General features: G+C 65.6%; 18 protein-coding genes. 6 read left to right on the top strand and 12 right to left on the bottom strand.

The window, feature by feature from the left end; translation table 11 throughout:
• Nucleotides 1–7: 7 nt before the first annotated feature.
• Nucleotides 8–907 carry an SDR family oxidoreductase gene (locus tag M1D93_RS01915; protein ID WP_461173523.1) on the bottom strand — a complete coding sequence of 300 codons (900 nt, stop codon included), beginning with the start codon at nt 905–907 and terminating at the stop codon, nt 8–10.
• 205 nt (nt 908–1,112) lie between these two features.
• On the opposite strand from M1D93_RS01915, the gene M1D93_RS01910 reads away from it, so the two are divergent.
• Complete coding sequence (locus M1D93_RS01910; RefSeq protein WP_461173522.1) at nt 1,113–1,610, top strand: DUF6328 family protein; 498 nt, start codon at nt 1,113–1,115, stop codon at nt 1,608–1,610.
• 138 nt (nt 1,611–1,748) lie between these two features.
• The gene (locus M1D93_RS01905) at nt 1,749–2,063 is read left to right on the top strand and encodes a LuxR family transcriptional regulator (protein ID WP_461173521.1); all 315 of its coding nucleotides are present in this window, start codon (nt 1,749–1,751) and stop codon (nt 2,061–2,063) included.
• 28 nt (nt 2,064–2,091) lie between these two features.
• Here M1D93_RS01905 and M1D93_RS01900 read toward each other — a convergent pair whose 3' ends face one another.
• The 5 genes from M1D93_RS01900 to M1D93_RS01880 all read right to left on the bottom strand — a co-directional run bounded on the left by M1D93_RS01900 (nt 2,092) and on the right by M1D93_RS01880 (nt 6,000).
• Nucleotides 2,092–3,216: a glycerate kinase gene (locus tag M1D93_RS01900; protein WP_461173520.1), complete on the bottom strand. Its 1,125-nt coding sequence runs from the start codon at nt 3,214–3,216 to the stop codon at nt 2,092–2,094.
• 92 nt (nt 3,217–3,308) lie between these two features.
• Nucleotides 3,309–4,118, bottom strand: a complete 810-nt coding sequence (locus tag M1D93_RS01895; protein WP_461173519.1) for an SDR family oxidoreductase — start codon at nt 4,116–4,118, stop codon at nt 3,309–3,311.
• Nucleotides 4,119–4,137: 19 nt separating this feature from the next.
• Nucleotides 4,138–4,557: a hypothetical protein gene (locus tag M1D93_RS01890; protein ID WP_461173518.1), complete on the bottom strand. Its 420-nt coding sequence runs from the start codon at nt 4,555–4,557 to the stop codon at nt 4,138–4,140.
• Between the two features lie 93 nt (nt 4,558–4,650).
• The gene (locus M1D93_RS01885) at nt 4,651–5,097 is read right to left on the bottom strand and encodes a Rho termination factor N-terminal domain-containing protein (RefSeq protein ID WP_461173517.1); all 447 of its coding nucleotides are present in this window, start codon (nt 5,095–5,097) and stop codon (nt 4,651–4,653) included.
• A 129-nt stretch (nt 5,098–5,226) separates the two neighbouring features.
• Nucleotides 5,227–6,000 carry a class I SAM-dependent methyltransferase gene (locus tag M1D93_RS01880; RefSeq protein WP_461175089.1) on the bottom strand — a complete coding sequence of 258 codons (774 nt, stop codon included), beginning with the start codon at nt 5,998–6,000 and terminating at the stop codon, nt 5,227–5,229.
• Nucleotides 6,001–6,230: 230 nt separating this feature from the next.
• On the opposite strand from M1D93_RS01880, the gene M1D93_RS01875 reads away from it, so the two are divergent.
• The 3 genes from M1D93_RS01875 (at nt 6,231) to M1D93_RS01865 (ending at nt 10,654) form a co-directional block, all read left to right on the top strand.
• Nucleotides 6,231–7,868 (top strand): sensor histidine kinase, encoded by a 1,638-nt coding sequence (locus M1D93_RS01875; protein WP_461175088.1) that lies wholly within the window; start codon nt 6,231–6,233, stop codon nt 7,866–7,868.
• Between the two features lie 18 nt (nt 7,869–7,886).
• Nucleotides 7,887–9,419 (top strand): putative bifunctional diguanylate cyclase/phosphodiesterase, encoded by a 1,533-nt coding sequence (locus tag M1D93_RS01870; protein WP_461173516.1) that lies wholly within the window; start codon nt 7,887–7,889, stop codon nt 9,417–9,419.
• A 170-nt stretch (nt 9,420–9,589) separates the two neighbouring features.
• A complete protein-coding gene (locus M1D93_RS01865; RefSeq protein WP_461173515.1) occupies nt 9,590–10,654 on the top strand; it encodes an EAL domain-containing protein in 1,065 nt (354 codons plus the stop codon).
• A gap of 224 nt (nt 10,655–10,878) precedes the next feature.
• Here M1D93_RS01865 and M1D93_RS01860 read toward each other — a convergent pair whose 3' ends face one another.
• Nucleotides 10,879–11,115 carry a DUF6480 family protein gene (locus M1D93_RS01860; protein ID WP_461173514.1) on the bottom strand — a complete coding sequence of 79 codons (237 nt, stop codon included), beginning with the start codon at nt 11,113–11,115 and terminating at the stop codon, nt 10,879–10,881.
• Between the two features lie 140 nt (nt 11,116–11,255).
• Between M1D93_RS01860 and M1D93_RS01855 the strand changes: the two genes are divergently transcribed.
• Nucleotides 11,256–11,729: a hypothetical protein gene (locus tag M1D93_RS01855; protein WP_461173513.1), complete on the top strand. Its 474-nt coding sequence runs from the start codon at nt 11,256–11,258 to the stop codon at nt 11,727–11,729.
• Here M1D93_RS01855 and M1D93_RS01850 read toward each other — a convergent pair.
• The 5 genes from M1D93_RS01850 to M1D93_RS01830 form a co-directional block, all read right to left on the bottom strand.
• Entirely contained in the window at nt 11,726–12,541 is an 816-nt protein-coding gene (locus M1D93_RS01850; RefSeq protein WP_461173512.1) for a glycerophosphodiester phosphodiesterase, read from the bottom strand. The genes M1D93_RS01855 and M1D93_RS01850 overlap by 4 nt on opposite strands.
• A 50-nt stretch (nt 12,542–12,591) precedes the next feature.
• Nucleotides 12,592–12,840 carry a hypothetical protein gene (locus M1D93_RS01845; RefSeq protein WP_461173511.1) on the bottom strand — a complete coding sequence of 83 codons (249 nt, stop codon included), beginning with the start codon at nt 12,838–12,840 and terminating at the stop codon, nt 12,592–12,594.
• Nucleotides 12,841–12,939: 99 nt separating this feature from the next.
• Nucleotides 12,940–13,758, bottom strand: a complete 819-nt coding sequence (locus M1D93_RS01840; RefSeq protein WP_461173510.1) for an HAD family hydrolase — start codon at nt 13,756–13,758, stop codon at nt 12,940–12,942.
• Nucleotides 13,759–13,767: 9 nt separating this feature from the next.
• Nucleotides 13,768–14,577, bottom strand: a complete 810-nt coding sequence (locus tag M1D93_RS01835; protein WP_461173509.1) for an IclR family transcriptional regulator — start codon at nt 14,575–14,577, stop codon at nt 13,768–13,770.
• Nucleotides 14,578–14,709: 132 nt separating this feature from the next.
• Complete coding sequence (locus M1D93_RS01830; RefSeq protein WP_461173508.1) at nt 14,710–15,963, bottom strand: aminopeptidase P family protein; 1,254 nt, start codon at nt 15,961–15,963, stop codon at nt 14,710–14,712.
• Between the last annotated feature and the right edge of the window lie 30 nt (nt 15,964–15,993).

The raw sequence follows: 15,993 nt of genomic DNA, 5'->3' as shown, positions 1-15,993 counted from the left end.
GCGCTGCTCAGAGGCCCTTGCCGCCGGTCACCGGCAGTACGGCCCCTGAGATGTAGGACCCGTCCTCCGAAGCCAGCAGGACGTAGGCCGCGGCAAGCTCGGCCGGCTGGCCCGCCCGTTCCAGCGGGGTGTCCTGGCCGAACTTGGGGAGCTTCTCCGGCCATTCAGTGGCGGGAATCAGCGGCGTCCAGATCGGTCCGGGAGCGACGGCGTTAACCCGGATGCCCTTGGGGCCAAGCTCCTGGGCAAGCGCTTTGGTGAACGCCACCTGGGCCGCCTTGGTCATGGCGTAGTCGATGAGGCCGGGCGAGGGGTTGAAGGCCTGGATGGAAGCCGTGGTGATGATCGAGGCACCGGGCTTCAAGTGGGGCACCGCCGCCCGCGCTGTCCACAGCAGCGAGTAGAGGTTCGTCTTGAACACCCGGTCGAATTCCTCCGTGGGCAGGGACTCCAGGCTTTCGCGGTTCTTCTGGTAGGCCGCGTTCAGGACCACCACGTCGAGGCGCCCGAACTCCGTCGCCGTTTCGTTGGCGATCCGGGTGCTGAACTCCTCTTCGCGGCCATCACCGGCAAAGAGGAGCACCCGCTGGCCCGCCTTACGGATCCAGTCCGCAGTGTCCTGGGCGTCCTCCTCCTCTTCCGGAAGGTAGGAGATGGCAACGTCGGCGCCCTCCCGTGCGAATGCAATGGCAGCGGCCTTGCCGATGCCCGAATCCCCACCGGTGATGAGTGCTGCCTTGCCCTGCAGCTTTCCGTGCCCTTCGTAGCTGAGTTCCCCGTGGTCCGGCTTGGGCTCCATCGGAGCCGTCAGGCCAGGCTGCTTCTGCTCCTGCTCGGGAAACGGGCCGTCATGGTAGCCGCCCCGGGGATCTTTTGGCTGGTCTGTCTGCTTTTCAGTGTCGCTCATAGTCCGCCTACTTCTGTCGGTTTCCGAGGGCCCAGCCGTGCACCGGCCCTTCGAAGCTATCCCGGCCGGAGGAGCAAAGTCCACCGTTCCGTGCGAATAATCAGTAAACTTATCAAATATGGGCCGCGGCGCAACGTTGTCCTTTTTCTGGGTACCTCGGGAGTAGAAAGGTAGCCAGGGTCTGGTGGCGCAGGAAGGAGAGGCAATGTCGGATGTGGAGGATTACACCGGCCGGACCGGCAGGAATGAGACACGCGAGGAGCAACTGGACCGCAACTGGGCGGAACTGCTGCAGGAGATGCGGGTGCTCCAGATGGGCGTCCAGATCCTCGCCGGCTTCCTGCTGACGCTGCCCTTCCAGGAGCGGTTTGAAGACCTGGATGACTTCCAGATTGTCCTCTACCTGACAAACGTGGTGATCGCCGCGCTGACCACCGCACTCATCCTCCTGCCGGTGAGCGTTCACCGGCGGCTCTTCCGGAAGCGGCTCAAGGAAACCCTGGTTGCCAGTGGTGACACCATCGCCAAGATCACCCTCGCCGGAATCGCGCTGCTGAGCGCCGGCACTGCCGCCCTGGTCTTTGACGTAACCGCGGGACGCTCGGCCGGCATCACCGCCGGCGGAGCGCTGCTGGCCGTGATGGTGGTCCTGCTGGTCTACGTCCCAATCCACTTGAATAAGCGGGCTGAAGCGGCAAGGTAGGGACCAACCCGCCTCCGGGCAGCACGGCGCCGCCCTGCGGGAACAGCCGCGCCTCCCGCGCTTTCGTCTGCAACCATTTGTCCATTTACCCAGCCACGCGGCCGGACAACCAGCCGCGGTCAACGACAGGAGAACCTTATGAAAGCACTTTTGAGAACTGCCTTGGTGGCCCTGCTGCTGCTTGCAGCACCGGCACTTTCGCTCGGTGCCGCGCACGCCTCCCCTGCCGCGGAGCGGGCGGGAACCACCGTTGCACTTTCCGCCGCATCTCCCACGCCTTCTCCCGGGGACACCGCTTCCACGGGCCCGGCCAACCCCGGAACGGGTGAGTCGGCCCAGAATGAGTCGACCCGCACCGACAACACTCCCTGGGTGATCGGCGGGATCATCCTGCTGACGCTGATCGTGATCTTCATCTGGAATCGCCGCCGGGGCAACAAGACCATCGTCTAGGTTCGGGCGCCGCCGGCGTTACACCCGGCTACGCACCTTCAAGTACCTGGCTTGTTGCCCAGGCCAGGTACTTGGCGGCGTTGGCCACTGCGTCCTCCGGGCCTGACGCGACGTCCAGCAGCTGCGCCGCAGCCACCACTCCGTGCCCGGCGAGGTCTTCGGGAGTCACCAGGATCCTGCCGGCCACCACGATGACCGGGATACCCCGCTCCCGGGCCGCGTCCGCAAGCGCAATCGGGGCTTTGCCGGTCAGCGACTGGACGTCCATGGAGCCTTCGCCAGTGATCACCAGGTCGGCTCCGGACAGCTGGTCCGCCAGGCCGGTCAGTCCCGCTACAAGCGCGAAGCCGCCTTCCAGCGCGGCGTCGGTAAAGGCAAGGAACGACGCCGGGAAGCCGCCGGCAGCGCCGGCCCCCTCGATATTGACGTCCCGGCCCGTGGCCTCGCGGAGCAAGGACGCCCAGTTGCGCAATCCGGCGTCGAGCAGTTCCACGGAGTCTTCGTCCGCCCCCTTTTGGGGGGAGAAAACGTGCGCGGCCCCCAGCGTTCCGTAAAGGGGATTACGCACGTCGACGGCGATGCGGAACTTGCTAACGGCCAGCCGGGGGTCCAGCTTGGAGGAGTCCAGCGCCACGATGTCGGCGAGTGAGCCACCGCCCAGCGGGACCACGTTTCCGGCTGAGTCCAGCGGTTTCAGGCCCAGGGCGCGCAGGGCGCCGCTGCCGCCGTCGGTCATTGCCGATCCGCCGAGCCCCAGCACGATTTCGGTGGCACCGGCGTCCAGCGCTGCTGCGATCAGCTGGCCGCAGCCGTAGCTGTGGGCCCGGAGCGCGTTCCCCGGAGTGGGCTCCATGTCCGCCAGGCCGGAAGCCTGGGCCGTTTCAATGACCGCGGTGACTTTGCCGCCGTCGTCCTTCCGGATGGCCCAGGCAGCGCCGACAGGCGCGAGGATGGGGCCGACCACCGCGTTGATCCGCTCCTCGTAGCCGGCGGCCACGGCGGCTTCCAGGGTGCCCTCGCCGCCGTCGGCGATGGGGAACTGGGTGGCTACCGCATCCGGATAAACGCGCAGCGCGCCCTCAGCAATGGCGGCAGCTGCTTCGGCAGCCGTGAGGGAACCCTTGAACTTGTCCGGAGCAATAAGAATACGCATGGGACCCATCATGCCAGCCCCGCACCGGAAAGCGCTTGCCTGCGGCGTAACACGGGCAAGCGCCTTCCTTCAGGAGGCCCAGCTGGAAGCGCCTACCCCTCGCGCCATTCGTGGCTGGTGATGTGGGAGCCGGCCTGGGGTCCCATTTGCAGCATCCCGCCGTCCACCGCCCAGGAAGCTCCGGTGACATAGCTGGAGGCCGGCGACGCGAGGAAGGCGATGACGGCAGCCACTTCCCGCGCGTCCCCCGGCCTGCCCAGCGGAACCCCGGGCCTGTCCTTCGCCGTTGGATCCTCGTCCTCCTGGCCTGTCATGGGCGTGGCTATCTCACCCGGGGCAACACTGTTGGCCGTTATGCCGTGCTCGGCGAGTTCCAGGGCCAGCGTTTTCATCAGGCCGCCCAGGCCGTGCTTGGACGCGTCATAGGCGGACGATCCCACCCTCGGCTGGAACTCGTGGACACTGGTGACCGCGATCAGCCTGCCTCCCCTGCCTGCCCGGACCATGCGCCGGGCGGCAGCCTGCAGGCAGATGAACGCTCCGTTGAGGTTGGTGTCCAGGGTTTGCATCCAGGTGTCGACGTCGAGGTCCAGGAATTTAGTGCCGTCCCCGGTCCCGGCATTGTTGACGAACACGTCCACTCCGCCAAGTTCCTCTGCCAGCTCCTCAATAACCCCACCGGCCGCCCGGAGCTCCGTGGTATCGAGCTGCCGGACCACAGCCTTCCGCCCCAGGCTGCGGATTTCTTCGGCGGTCGCTTCAGCCCCCGCCTTGTCCGAATGCCAGGTCACGCCCACATCCATGCCCGCTTTGGCGAGTGCCACGGCCGTGGCCTTGCCAATTCCGGAATCTGACGCGGTGACGATGGCGGTGGCGGGGCTGAAACCTGTGGTGTCCTGCATGGTGGCTCCTTGTGAATGATCAGGCGGGGCGGCGGAGTTCCGGCCGGGAGGGGTAACCGGAGTCTTGCGAATCGGCTCGAGCCTCCCGCACGGCCATGAGCGGGACGGCGAAGGTGACAACAGGCCTGGCTTCGGCGTCGTCAGCCGACCTGACGGTCAGGCTCCTGGTTCCCGGCGGCACCGAGGGGGCAAAAACCTGCAGGTTCCGGGAGCCGAGGGTTGCTGAACTGCGCAACGAATACTCGGTTCCAAAATGGTCCTGGAGGATGATGTTGGGCTCCGGTGCATCATCGGAGGCGAGCTGGATGTTGACCACCAGGCCCGTGGCCCAGATTTCGACCGACAGGACAGTGAATTCGGTGTTGTCCGTGACGTGCCGGCCGTACGTTGGCGGCAGCAGCATCCCGCGGAGGGAACCGGAAGGGATTAGTTCGCGCATGATTGTTCCTGTTGGGTTACGCCTGCCGACGGCGGGACGGCGCCGGAGGTTGCCCGGTGCTGGTCCTGCGGGGTGCGGCTGGGCGGATGCGGCTTAGGCGTCTTCCCGGCCGGGGTTTTCCAGCCGGAAGAAGTTGGATTGCTGGCCATCGCTGCGCTGTTCCTGATAGATGAAGTTCAGCTGGCGGGAGTCGAAGGTATCAAACCATTCCTCCCAGCTGATGTGGCGAAGCTTGTCGTTTTCGCCGCCAAAGTCGATCCGCAGCACACCGAGGTGGTCACCGTGCTCGGTACCCTCTACTGTGGCCGGAACGCCGTCGCGTTCCTCCGCCCACTGCTTGATGGCTTCATGGTGCGTGGTGACCAGGCTCCGGCCCTCGCGCTCCGGTTCGTCGTCCGTTGAGGTGACCTCCTGTGAATATTTCAGGGATTTGGATGACTCCGGACCGGTGCGGACCTTTCCGTCATCCGGGCCAGCCCCCAGGTCCTCTTCGTCCCGCTCCGCTTCAGCCTCGCGGGCCTTGCCTTTGTCCTGCGCCATGGCGGCTATCCTTTCCCCTGGAGATAACTAGTAAGTCTACTTACTATGTAGCCTCCCATTCCGCCTCCGTGTCAAGGGGCCGAGCAAGGGGCGGGGGCGGAGGAGGGTCGCACCTCCGGCCGGCGGTTGCTAGGACCGGGGGCGCAGCACCGCGTAATACCCGGGGATCAGGCTCTGTGCGGCCACGTCCGTCATTGGGTTCGTTTCGATGGCCACGGCGCCGTCCTCCAGGAGTTCCCAAGCCTCTTCGGGAAGGACACGGACCCGTTCAGCGGGTCCGAAATGGCCAGGCATGGGCAGTTCGCGGATGGCCCGCTCCAAGGGCGCCGGGATACCCCTTGTGGTTGCGCCCAGGTGCGAAACGTAGTCCACGGGGTTGCCCTGGAAGTTCGTCTCGGCAAGGAATACAGTGCCGCGCGCGCCGGCGAGGAGCCGAAGGTTTTCCACCAGCGCCACCTGGTCGTCAGGGTTCAGCACGTGGAGCACCCCGCGGATGAAGACGTTGGCGCCGCGTTCGTCCCCCAACCCGCTCGCAGCACCGGGCGCCGTCATGTCCCGCACCTCGTAACGGACGCGTCCGGCGCTGGTGCCGTCCACGCCGGATTCCGTGCGGGCACGGGCAACAGCGTGGGCGGAGACGTCCACCCCTATCACTTCAGGGAAGACACCGGCCAGGGCACGCGAGAAGCTGCCATGCCCGCATCCCACATCAACCACGGGAAGTTTCGGGTCCAGGTGGCGCACCAACACATCCCTGTATCCCAGGAATTCGTTGTCCCTGCCAGAGTCCCAGAGGACTTCGCCCCCTGCGCCGGTCACCTTGATGCCTGCCCAATACCTGTCCCACGCCACGGGCCGGTCCTTGTGCGCGGAACGGGACAGTCGGACGAGTTTGGGAATCATCAGGTACTTCTGCCAGGCAGAGCGGACTGATTTCGCTGGGGAGGACACGGATCAAATATATGGTGTGCGCCACGGTGCCCTAGCCACGCGGCCCGCTTGCGGTGCGGCGCCCGCTCCGCTATCCGTGTTTCGTCACTCTTGCGGGATGTACGCCTTCTGAGGGTTCATCCAGCCTTCATCGCCCTACAATGTACTCAACTGGGATCAAAGGGGGCATTGTGACGGCTGACATGCCGTGGGACTCGACTGTGCCTCGCACCGCTGTAGTGGCGGACCCCGACGACGGCAGGCTGGCGGTGAACGCCCAAGCACTGCGCGATGCCGGCTACGAGGTCCGCACCGCAGGGGATGCGGGCGGGCTTGCTGCCCTGCTTGACGCAAGCGAACCGTCGGTCATCGTGGTTGATACGTTGCTGTCCCGGGTGGAAACAGATGCTCCCGTCCTGGTGATGGTGGACCTGGACAGCCCGGCCGAGCTCGCAGCCATGCAGCCTCCCGGCATCCACGACTGCATAGCTAAACCTGTGCCGCCCAAGGAACTGGTGCACCGTGCCACTGCACTCATCAGGCAAGTGTCCCGGCGGGCGGCGGCCCGGCAGGAAGCCGAAGGTCTCCGGGAGCAGCTCCGGCTGGTGTCTGCTGCCGTCCGCGGCACCAATGATCCGCAGGAGATTGCCTCCCTCGTAGTGGAGGGATTCGGCCGCACGTTCAAGGCTGACCACGTCCGGCTTACCACTTTTGAGGACGAGCGGGTTCCCCCGATTACCGCTGCGTGGACCAGGCCGGGACTGGAGACGCTTCCCGCCGCAGCGCTTCCGGACCAGGACTCTGCCCGCCACACTGCGGATGTGCTCTGGGAGGCTGCTGAAACGCATTCCTTTGACGGCTCCGAAGAGGATCCGAAGACGGGTGAAGCCTCAGATACCCCTCGCGCTGCGCCGGCCGCGTCCTTACTGGCCGTGCCGATGGGTGAAGGAAGCTCCTCGCTGGGCATTATCTGGATCGTTATGCTGGACCAGCCCCGGCAGTGGTCCCGTGCCGAGCTGGGGCTGATCCAGCACGTTGCGGGCAACGCCGCCCATGGACTCATCCAAAGCCACCTCATCAGCAGCCAGCAGCAGGTTGTTAAGCAGCTTCAACAGCTCGACAAGGCCAAAACGGACTTCCTTGCCACCGTCAACCACGAGCTGAGGACGCCGTTGACGTCCATCATGGCGTACCTGGACATGATCCAGGAGAGCACTGAGCAGCCGGTCTCGCCCGAGGTCCACCAGATGCTGGACATCGTGGTGCGCAACACGGAGCGGCTCCGGATGCTGATCGAAGACATGCTGAGCGTTTCCCGCAACGGCCTGGATGACAACCTGATGCATCTCACCCCGGTGCGCCTGGGGCAGACACTGGACCTTGTTGCCGGCGCACTGCGTCCCCTCGCCCAGCTGCAAAACGTGACGATCGCGGTGGACCCGATCCCTGAAGATCCTGAGATCCTGGCCGATGAGGTACAGCTGCAGCAGGTGTTCACGAATCTGGTGTCCAACGCGATCAAGTTCACCCCCAGCGGCGGCCGGATCGAGGTGGGCAGCGAGTCCCACGCCGCGGCAGACGGGAGGCGGTGGGCCACCGTCAGCGTCGCGGACAACGGCATCGGCATCTCCAGCGAGGAAATCGACCACGTCTTCACCCGGTTCTACCGCGCCTCCAACGCCATGTCCGGGGCGATTCCGGGAACCGGCCTGGGCCTGGCCATCACCAAGGACATCGTGGCGCGCCACGGCGGCCACATCGATGTGGCTTCCACCCTTGGTGCGGGGACAACGGTCACCGTCAGCCTTCCGCTGGATGCCCACCGCAGCCAGGCGAATTGAGCAGGGGAAGGAGGACCGATGTTTGCTGATAACGACCCCCGGCTCTCCCAGCTGCTGGAAGGCATAGTCCGGCTGGCATCAGGAGACCTCAGCTCCCGTATCGAGGTATCCGAGGCCCGCGACGAGCTTGACGCCATCATTATGGGCACCAACCTGCTGGCCGAGGACCTTCAGATCATTTACGAGGAACTTGAACAGCGCGTGCAGGTGCGCACGCAACTGCTGCATGAGGCCCACCTGGAAATGCAGAAGATGGCGATGCAGGACCCGCTGACCGGCCTGGCAAACCGCTCCGCGCTCCTCGAGGCTTTGCGTGCTGCCATTGACGACGACGATTCCCACGAAGGGCCCGTCATCCTGCTGATGGACCTCGATGCCTTCAAATCAATCAATGACAGCCTGGGCCATACCGCCGGAGACCAGGTCCTGATCACGGTGGGGGAACGGATCCGCGGCGCGGTCCGTGCGACGGACGTTGTGGCACGACTTGGTGGGGACGAGTTCGCGATCGTTATGCCGGCGGTTTCCGCGGACCAGGCAGCCATTGTGGGTCACCGTATCCTTGCCGCGTTAAGCGAACCGATTGAACTGCCAGGGCGAAGCATCCGCTGTGGTGCAAGTATCGGGCTAAGTGCTGGCGGCGCCGGGCAGACGCCCGAGGACATGCTGATGGAGGCCGACGTCGCCATGTACGCCTCCAAGGCGGAGGGGCAGAACAGGCTTCATCGTTTCGAACCCGGCCTCCTGCTGGTCCGCAGGCTCCGCAGCCAGCTCGTGGAGGACCTTCGGGCTGCCATCAAGAGCGACGGCCTGACGCTGCATTACCAGCCCGTGGTGGAACTCAGCTCGGGCCGGATCGAAGGCGTTGAGGCCCTGGTCCGCTGGAACCACCCGACCCGCGGGCTCATCATGCCCGATGAGTTCATCCCCTTGGCCGAGGATGCCGGGTTGATCTCCGTGCTGGGACTGTGGGTGCTTCGTACGGCTGTGCACCAGCTGAGGCAATGGATTGACGCCGCCCTCGTGGACAGCCATTTTTCCGTCAGGATCAATATTTCAGCCACCGACCTGCAAAGCCTTCAATTCATTGAGGACGTGCGCAATGTCCTGAAAGAAACCCTCGTCCGGCCGGAACAGGTGGTCCTGGAACTGACTGAAGTGGCCATCGTCAAGGGCAACGAACTGGACCGCTACTCGCTGGGCGGGCTGCGCGGCCTTGGTGTGGGGATCGAGATTGACGACTTCGGCACCGGTTACTCCTCCATCAGCTATCTGCGGCGGCTCCCGGTGGACCGGGTGAAGGTGGACCGTTCCCTCATCACCGGCCTCGGCACCGATCCCACCCAACCGGCGCTGGTGGCGGCTGTCCTGCAACTCGTCCGCGCCTGCGGCCTGGAGGCGGTCTGGGAAGGCGTCGAGACGGCGGAGCAGGCGGAGATACTGCGCAGTTTGGGCTGCCGCAGTGCGCAGGGCTATTACTTCAGCCGCCCTGTCCCGCCTGCGCAGGTTCCGGAACTCCTGGCGGGCCAGCCGGAAAGCGCTAACCAGTAACAGAAAAGTACTGCGCTTTTTTCCACTCCGATATACGATCATCGTGCTGGGCCTGATTTTCGTCGCCGTGGATGTCGCGGCTCGTCAGCAGCACGGGACTTTAGAAGCGGTTGGAAATTGAACAACAAAGGGCCAATGGGTCATTACTTCGTCAACTGGGGGCGTAGCTAATGTCGGTTCGTGTACAAGCATGGGGAATCATTGCCGCTGTTTTGGCTGACTCGGATCCATCCGGGGCCGCTGTACGGCAGCGCCTTAGCAACAGCCTCGACGAGAATCCGGGCGTGCCCGAACGGGCTTTACTGGAGTACCTCCTCGAAACCCGGCGCAGTGACGCCAATACGGTCGAGACGCTGGAGAGCGCCCGGAAAATGCGCCTGGAATCCCCGGCCATCCCGCCGAAACTCGCTGAGCAGATTGATGCGATTCGAAGCATGTCACGCATCAGTGCTTTGCTTGACAGCCAGATGCTGATGACGGCTTTCCAGCCCATTTACGGGCTTGCGGACCAGTCTGTTGTGGGAGTGGAGGCGTTGTCCCGCTTTGTCAGCGACGACGGCGCTGCCGCGGAACTGTGGTTCGCGGAGGCGGCCGCGGTCGGCCTGGGCGCGAACCTCGAATTTGCGGCCCTGGGATCAGCTGCTGCGGCAGCCAGGGATCTTCCGCAGGACCTGTACGTTTCGTTGAACATCTCGCCCACGTCATGCCTGGACCCGCGCCTGCCGGAGCTGTTCGAGCACATTGACCTTCCCATCGGCCGGGTGGTGCTGGAACTGACGGAAACCATCAGCGATGAGGAATACCCGCAGTTCATTGCCGCCGTCAGTCCCCTGCGCGACAAGGGCCTGCGCATCGCCGTCGACGATACGCACCCGGAGGCGGGCGCGCTGAGCCGGATGGTGCACCTGCGGCCGGATTTCCTGAAGGTGGGCCGGAATGTCATCGGCGACGTCGACAAGGACGGCATTCAGAGGGCCATGACCGCCTGCCTGGTGGACTTCGCCGCGCAGCTTGGCACCACCCTGGTGGCGGAGGGCATCGAGACCGTCGGCGAACTCAAGGTCCTCACGGAACTTGGGATCAGCGCGGGCCAGGGCTACTTGCTGGGCAGGCCGTCCGTCCGGCCCCAGGACTGGACAAGGTGGAACACCCGCCTCGATGCGGACGGGCTCAAACGGCAGCTCGTTGGCCCTGAGAAGTCCGGCGGCATTACTCCCCCCAACGACTCCCCCTGAGGATCGGCTGACGCTGCGCACCGGCTGTCCCCTGGCGACCAGCGGGGCACGCTGAGGGGCGGGGCCTGACCGCCGGTCCCGCGCGGGCTATTCCTGGTTGCATCGGCCAACCCGTGGCGACCAGCGGGGCCCGCTGCGGGCTCGGGCCTGACCGCCGGTCCTGGACGTGCTAGTCCTCGTGCGCGGGCTATTCCTGGTTGCATGGGCCATTCGTAGCGGACGGCCTATTCGTCGTGCCCTTGGTCGGCGCTCATCTGGTCTTCCGCCGGAGGAGTCTCACCCGGAGGCACTCCCCCGCCGGGCTCCAGCCCCGTGACGTTGCCTGCCGCCGGGTCCGGATTTGCCGAGCCCGCGGAGTCCCGCCCGCCATGGTTGCCGGCACCCGCCTCGTTGGCGCCCGGCTGGTTTTTGCCAGGCTGGTCAGGGTTCGCGGGATCGTTTTCCGGATGGTAGCTGCTCACAATGCTCGTCCTTCCTCTGCCTGGCCGTGGTCTCCTACCCCGGCTCTGGACTAATTGTAAGCATGCTGATAATTCTGGAAGGGTAATGTTCCGGAAGTCCACGAGGGCACCGGGCACGCAATGTCAGAAGGAGCAGTCACATGGGTATCGGCGACAGCATCGGCAAGGCAGCAGAGAACGCCATGGAGGACCTGGCAGGGACAAGCAAGCCCACTGAGAAACTGCATGTCCCGGACCCCACAGACCCCAATGACGATGTGGAAGTCCATTCCTCCCTCAGCGAGGGATCCAATGCCATGGAAGCGGAGAAGCAGAAGGCTCCCGGTCTAAAGGCCGGCGCGGCTCCGGACCCGGTGTCCGAAGCGCCACTTGGCGGGGACGTCGACGAACGGGATTCCGAGCAGGACGAGGCGGGCTCGGATACCGGCGGGGCTGCCGGAACCGGGGCAACCGGGCTGACCGGCAATGCATCCGCCCCCACGGGTGGCACGGCGGGGGTTCCTCGCGACGTTCCAGGTTCGGCAGGCTTGCCGGAAGGCGACCCGGATGAGTTGCGCGCAGATCCGTCCGAAGGCGACCAGGATCCTTCTTCCACCAGCACGGGCCGGGGCTAGCTCCCGGCGCCGGGCGGCCCCGCCCACTCGCCGCGTTCCCTGAGCACCTCCCGGAGGAGGTCCGAACGGTCGGTCACAATGCCGTCCACGCCGAGTTGGAGCAGGCGGCGCATTTCCGCGGGATCATTGACTGTCCAGACGTGGACCACCAGACCCAGGGCGTGAGCGCGGCGAACGAAACCGGGCGTCACCACTTCGATCCCGCGCCGCACGGGAACCTGCAGCGCCTGGACATCGCGCAGGACCCGGCGCATGATCCAGCGGAAGACGGGTCCGGGAAGCACCCGGCCGAGCACCGTAAACAAGGCCACCGAAACCACCCCGGCCGATGAGGCAACCGGACGGCTCAGCAGCTTCAGCACCGCCCGCCGTCGCCGGTCCGAAAAGCTGGTGACCAGGATCCGGGAGTGGGCCTGGTGGCGCTCGATCGCGGCAGCCAGGCTGCGGACCGAGTTCCAGTCCTTGACATCCACATTGAGGCGGGCCCCGGGCAGCCCGGTGACCAAATCATCAAAGGTCGGGATCGGCTCGCGGCCACTGATGCGGGCGCGGGCTGCCTCAGCAGCGGTGAGGTCGGCGATGCGCCCGCTCCCGTCCGTCACCCGGTCCAAGGTGTCGTCGTGGAAGACGAGCACCACCCCGTCCGCGGTGGTGTGCACGTCAGTTTCCAGATACCGGTAGCCGAGCTCCACCGCGGCGCGGAACGCGGCCATTGAATTTTCCAGCCCCTCACGGGAAAACCCGCGGTGGGCCATGGCGACAGGCGGCTCGGGACCCGTCGCGTCCGGGTTGCTGAAGAACGGCAAACTCACTCTGCGAGCGTACCGGAGCGGAGGAGCCGCGCGGGCCGGGAGTGCCGGGCCTAATCCTCTTCGGGAAGGATCTCCACGCCGTCGCTGCAGTGCAGCAGCGTGCGGCCGCGGCCGCCGTCGAGGTTGATCCACACTGCGGCGTGGTCCCCGGTGACGGCGTCCACCAGGCCGCCGGTTTCGAAACCGGGCGTGAAGACCACACGGACGCGGTCGCCCCGGCGCAAATGCTTCCAATGCGGCGCGGGCATTGCCCTGCGCAGCGGCACATCAACAGCTTCGTGCTTGGTGTTTTTTGCCATCGTTACCCCTCGAGCCGAAGGGGAGCTCTTGGTCCCCTTGCTTCACGGTAGGGAGCGAAAGTGAACACAAGGTGAGCGTCAGCTGGAAATTCAGCGGGATCAGCTAAGTTTGACGCCCAGCGACGCCAGGCGGGCCTCCAGGATCTGGGCCACGCCGTCGTCGTCAAAGTGCGGCGCCTGCTGCCCGGCGGCGCGGATTGCCTCCGGGTGGCCGCTGGCCATCGCGTAGCCGTGGCCGGCCCAGCGGAGCATCTCGATATCGTTGGGCATGTCCCCGAACGCCACAACGTCGGCAGCGTCGATGCCCAGCGCGGCGGCGTATTCCGCCAGCGTCACGGCCTTGTTGACGCCGGGCAGGCACAACTCCAGCATGGAGACGCCGGGCGACGAGTGCGTGACGGCGGCCAGGTTTTCGACGGCGGGCCTCACCTCGGCCAGGAAGTCATCGGCTGTCCCCTCGCGGACGATCGCCAGGAACTTCACGACGGCGTCGTCCGTGGTGAGGGTTTCGGCCAGCGGCGCCGGGGTGAATTCCGAGAGCAGTTCGGAGGAGCCATTTTCGATGAAGCCGGGTTCGAGGTGGAAGCCTGTCAGGGTCTCCGCGGCGAAGAGGGCGGCCGGGCGGAGCTCCTTGATGATGCGGCGGATTTCCAGCACGGAGTCGATGGCGAGGGTGCGGGCGGACACCAGCTGTTCCGCCTCGAGGTCCCAGACCACAGCGCCGTTGGAGCAGATGACGGTTCCGGTGTGCCCCAGCTGGTCCTGCAGGGGCAGGAGCCAGCGCGGAGGACGGCCGGTGACAAAAACGAGTTCGACGCCGGCGTCCCGGCAGGCGTGGAAGGCGCGGACGGTGCGGTCACTGATCTTTCCGTCGTGCCCAAGGATCGTTCCGTCAATGTCACTTGCTACCAACCGCATCCTGCCAGTCTACGTGGCGGCCCTGCGCGCCCTGCCGCCCAGCCGGGCAGTGACCTTGGCGGCCGCAGCGGCACAGGATTCGCCGAGGGCCTTTAGCCGGTCCTGGGACACCCGGAACCGGGGCGCCGGGATCAGGACCGCAGCAACTACCTCGCCGCGGTGATCGTACACCGGTGCCGCCAGGCCCACTTCGTCGATGGAGGTTTCCCCGTAATTGATGGCCCAGCCGCGCCGGAGGTCGTCCTTCAGCCGGACCAGGTAGGCGTCCAGGCTCGACTCGTCCAAGCCGGGGTAGGTGATGGCACCGCTGCTGAGGAGGGAACGGACACGGCCTTCGGGTTCCTGCGCAAGGAACACCTGCACGGAGGCACTGAGGGCATCGTTGTACCGGGCGCCCAGCGGGGTGGTGTGCTTGATCTGGTGGTGGCTGGCGATTTGCTCGACGCAGATGGATTCGTCACCGCTCCAGACCATGAGAGCGCTGGTTTCGCCCGTCTGCTCCGACAGTTCGCGGAGCACCGGGTAGGCGACGCGCCGCTCCTCCAGTTCCGCCAGCAGGGGGCCGGCCACAGCGATCAGCCCGAGCCCGAGCCGGAAGCGGCGGGTCTCGGCGTCCCGTTCCACCAGGTGTTCCTGTTCGAAGGTGGCCAGGATGCGCGAGACGGTACTTTTGTGCAGCCCGACGCGGTTGGCGATCTCGGTGACCCCCAGGAGGGGCTCGTCCGCGGTGAAGGTGCGGAGGACGGCGATCGCGTTGACGATCACGGAGGCGCCCTTGGTGTCGCCGTTGCCTGTGGTATCGGATTCTGTTGCGCTCATGGTGTTACCCATCATTCCTTAGCGGACGCCGGAAGCGGCGCCATGATGACGCCGCTTCCGGCTTTGGCCCTGTTAGGGGTCCGGCCGCGTTCCCTGGCCGGACCTTCGAGGCCAGGGAGCGCACAGGGGATGCTAGGCGCCGATGATGTTGTGCTCGGGCCCGAACGGGAACTTGGTGATGTTCTCCGCGCCGTCCTCCCCCACCACCAGGATGTCGTGTTCGCGGTATCCGCCGGCGCCCGGCTGGCCGTCGAGGACCGTGATCATCGGTTCCATGGACACCACCATGCCCGGTTCGAGCACGGTGTCGATGTCCTCGCGGAGTTCCAGCCCGGCTTCCCGGCCGTAGTAGTGGCTCAGGACGCCGAAGGAGTGTCCGTAGCCGAAGGTGCGGTTGGCCAGCAGGCCGTAGCCCACGTAGATCTCGTTGAGCTCCGCGGCGATGTCCTTGCACACTGCGCCGGGCTTGATCAGTTCAAGGCCGCGCTTGTGGACCTCGACGTTGATGTTCCACAGTTCCAGTGAGCGGGCATCGGGTTCGCCGTAGAACAGGGTGCGCTCGAGGGCGGTGTAGTAGCCGGAGGTCATGGGGAAGCAGTTCAGGGACAGGATGTCGTGTTCCTGGATCTTCCGGGTGGTGGCCCAGTTGTGTGCGCCGTCGGTGTTGATGCCGGACTGGAACCATACCCAAGTGTCACGGATCTCGGAGTTGGGGAAGGTCCGGGCGATCTCGTGCACCATGGCCTCGGTGCCGATCAGTGCCACCTCGTACTCGGTGATCCCGGCGGTGATGGCGTTGCGGATGGCTTCGCCGCCGAGGTCGCCGATGCGGGCGCCGTGCTTGATGACCTCGATCTCTTCGGCGGACTTGATCATGCGCTGGCGCATGGCTGCCTGGGCGACGTCCACGAGGGCTGCGGACGGGAATGCGGCCTGGATCTTGTTGCGGTTGTCCAGCGGCAGCGAGTCGTCCTCGACACCGAGGCGGCGCGGGTTGATGCCGCGCGTGCGCAGGACTTCCTGGATGGCGAAGATGTAGTTGTCGCGGCGCCAGTCCGTGTAGACGATGTTGTCGCCGTAGCTCCGGCGCCAAGGCATCCCGGCGTCGATATTGGCCGTGACCGTGACGGTGTCATCCTTGGTGACCGCCATGCCGTAGGAGCGGCCGAAGGTGGTGAAAAGGAAGTCGGAGTAGTACTTGATGGAGTGGTAGCTGGTGAGGACGACGGCGTCGAGGTCCTTTTCCGCCATGATCCGGCGGAGCCCGGCGAGCCTTCGTTCGAACTCTGCATCGGAGAAGGTGAGGGTGACTTTTTCGCCGTTCTTGAGGACCTTCGTGCGCTCCAGTTCGGCGACGGTGGTTGCGTTCTCGGTGGTGGTGGTCATCGTGGTGATGCCTTTCTGTGGTGCGTTGTT

Source organism: Arthrobacter sp. Z1-9, from assembly GCF_054792695.1.
This window is presented reverse-complemented; position numbering and strand designations above follow the sequence as displayed.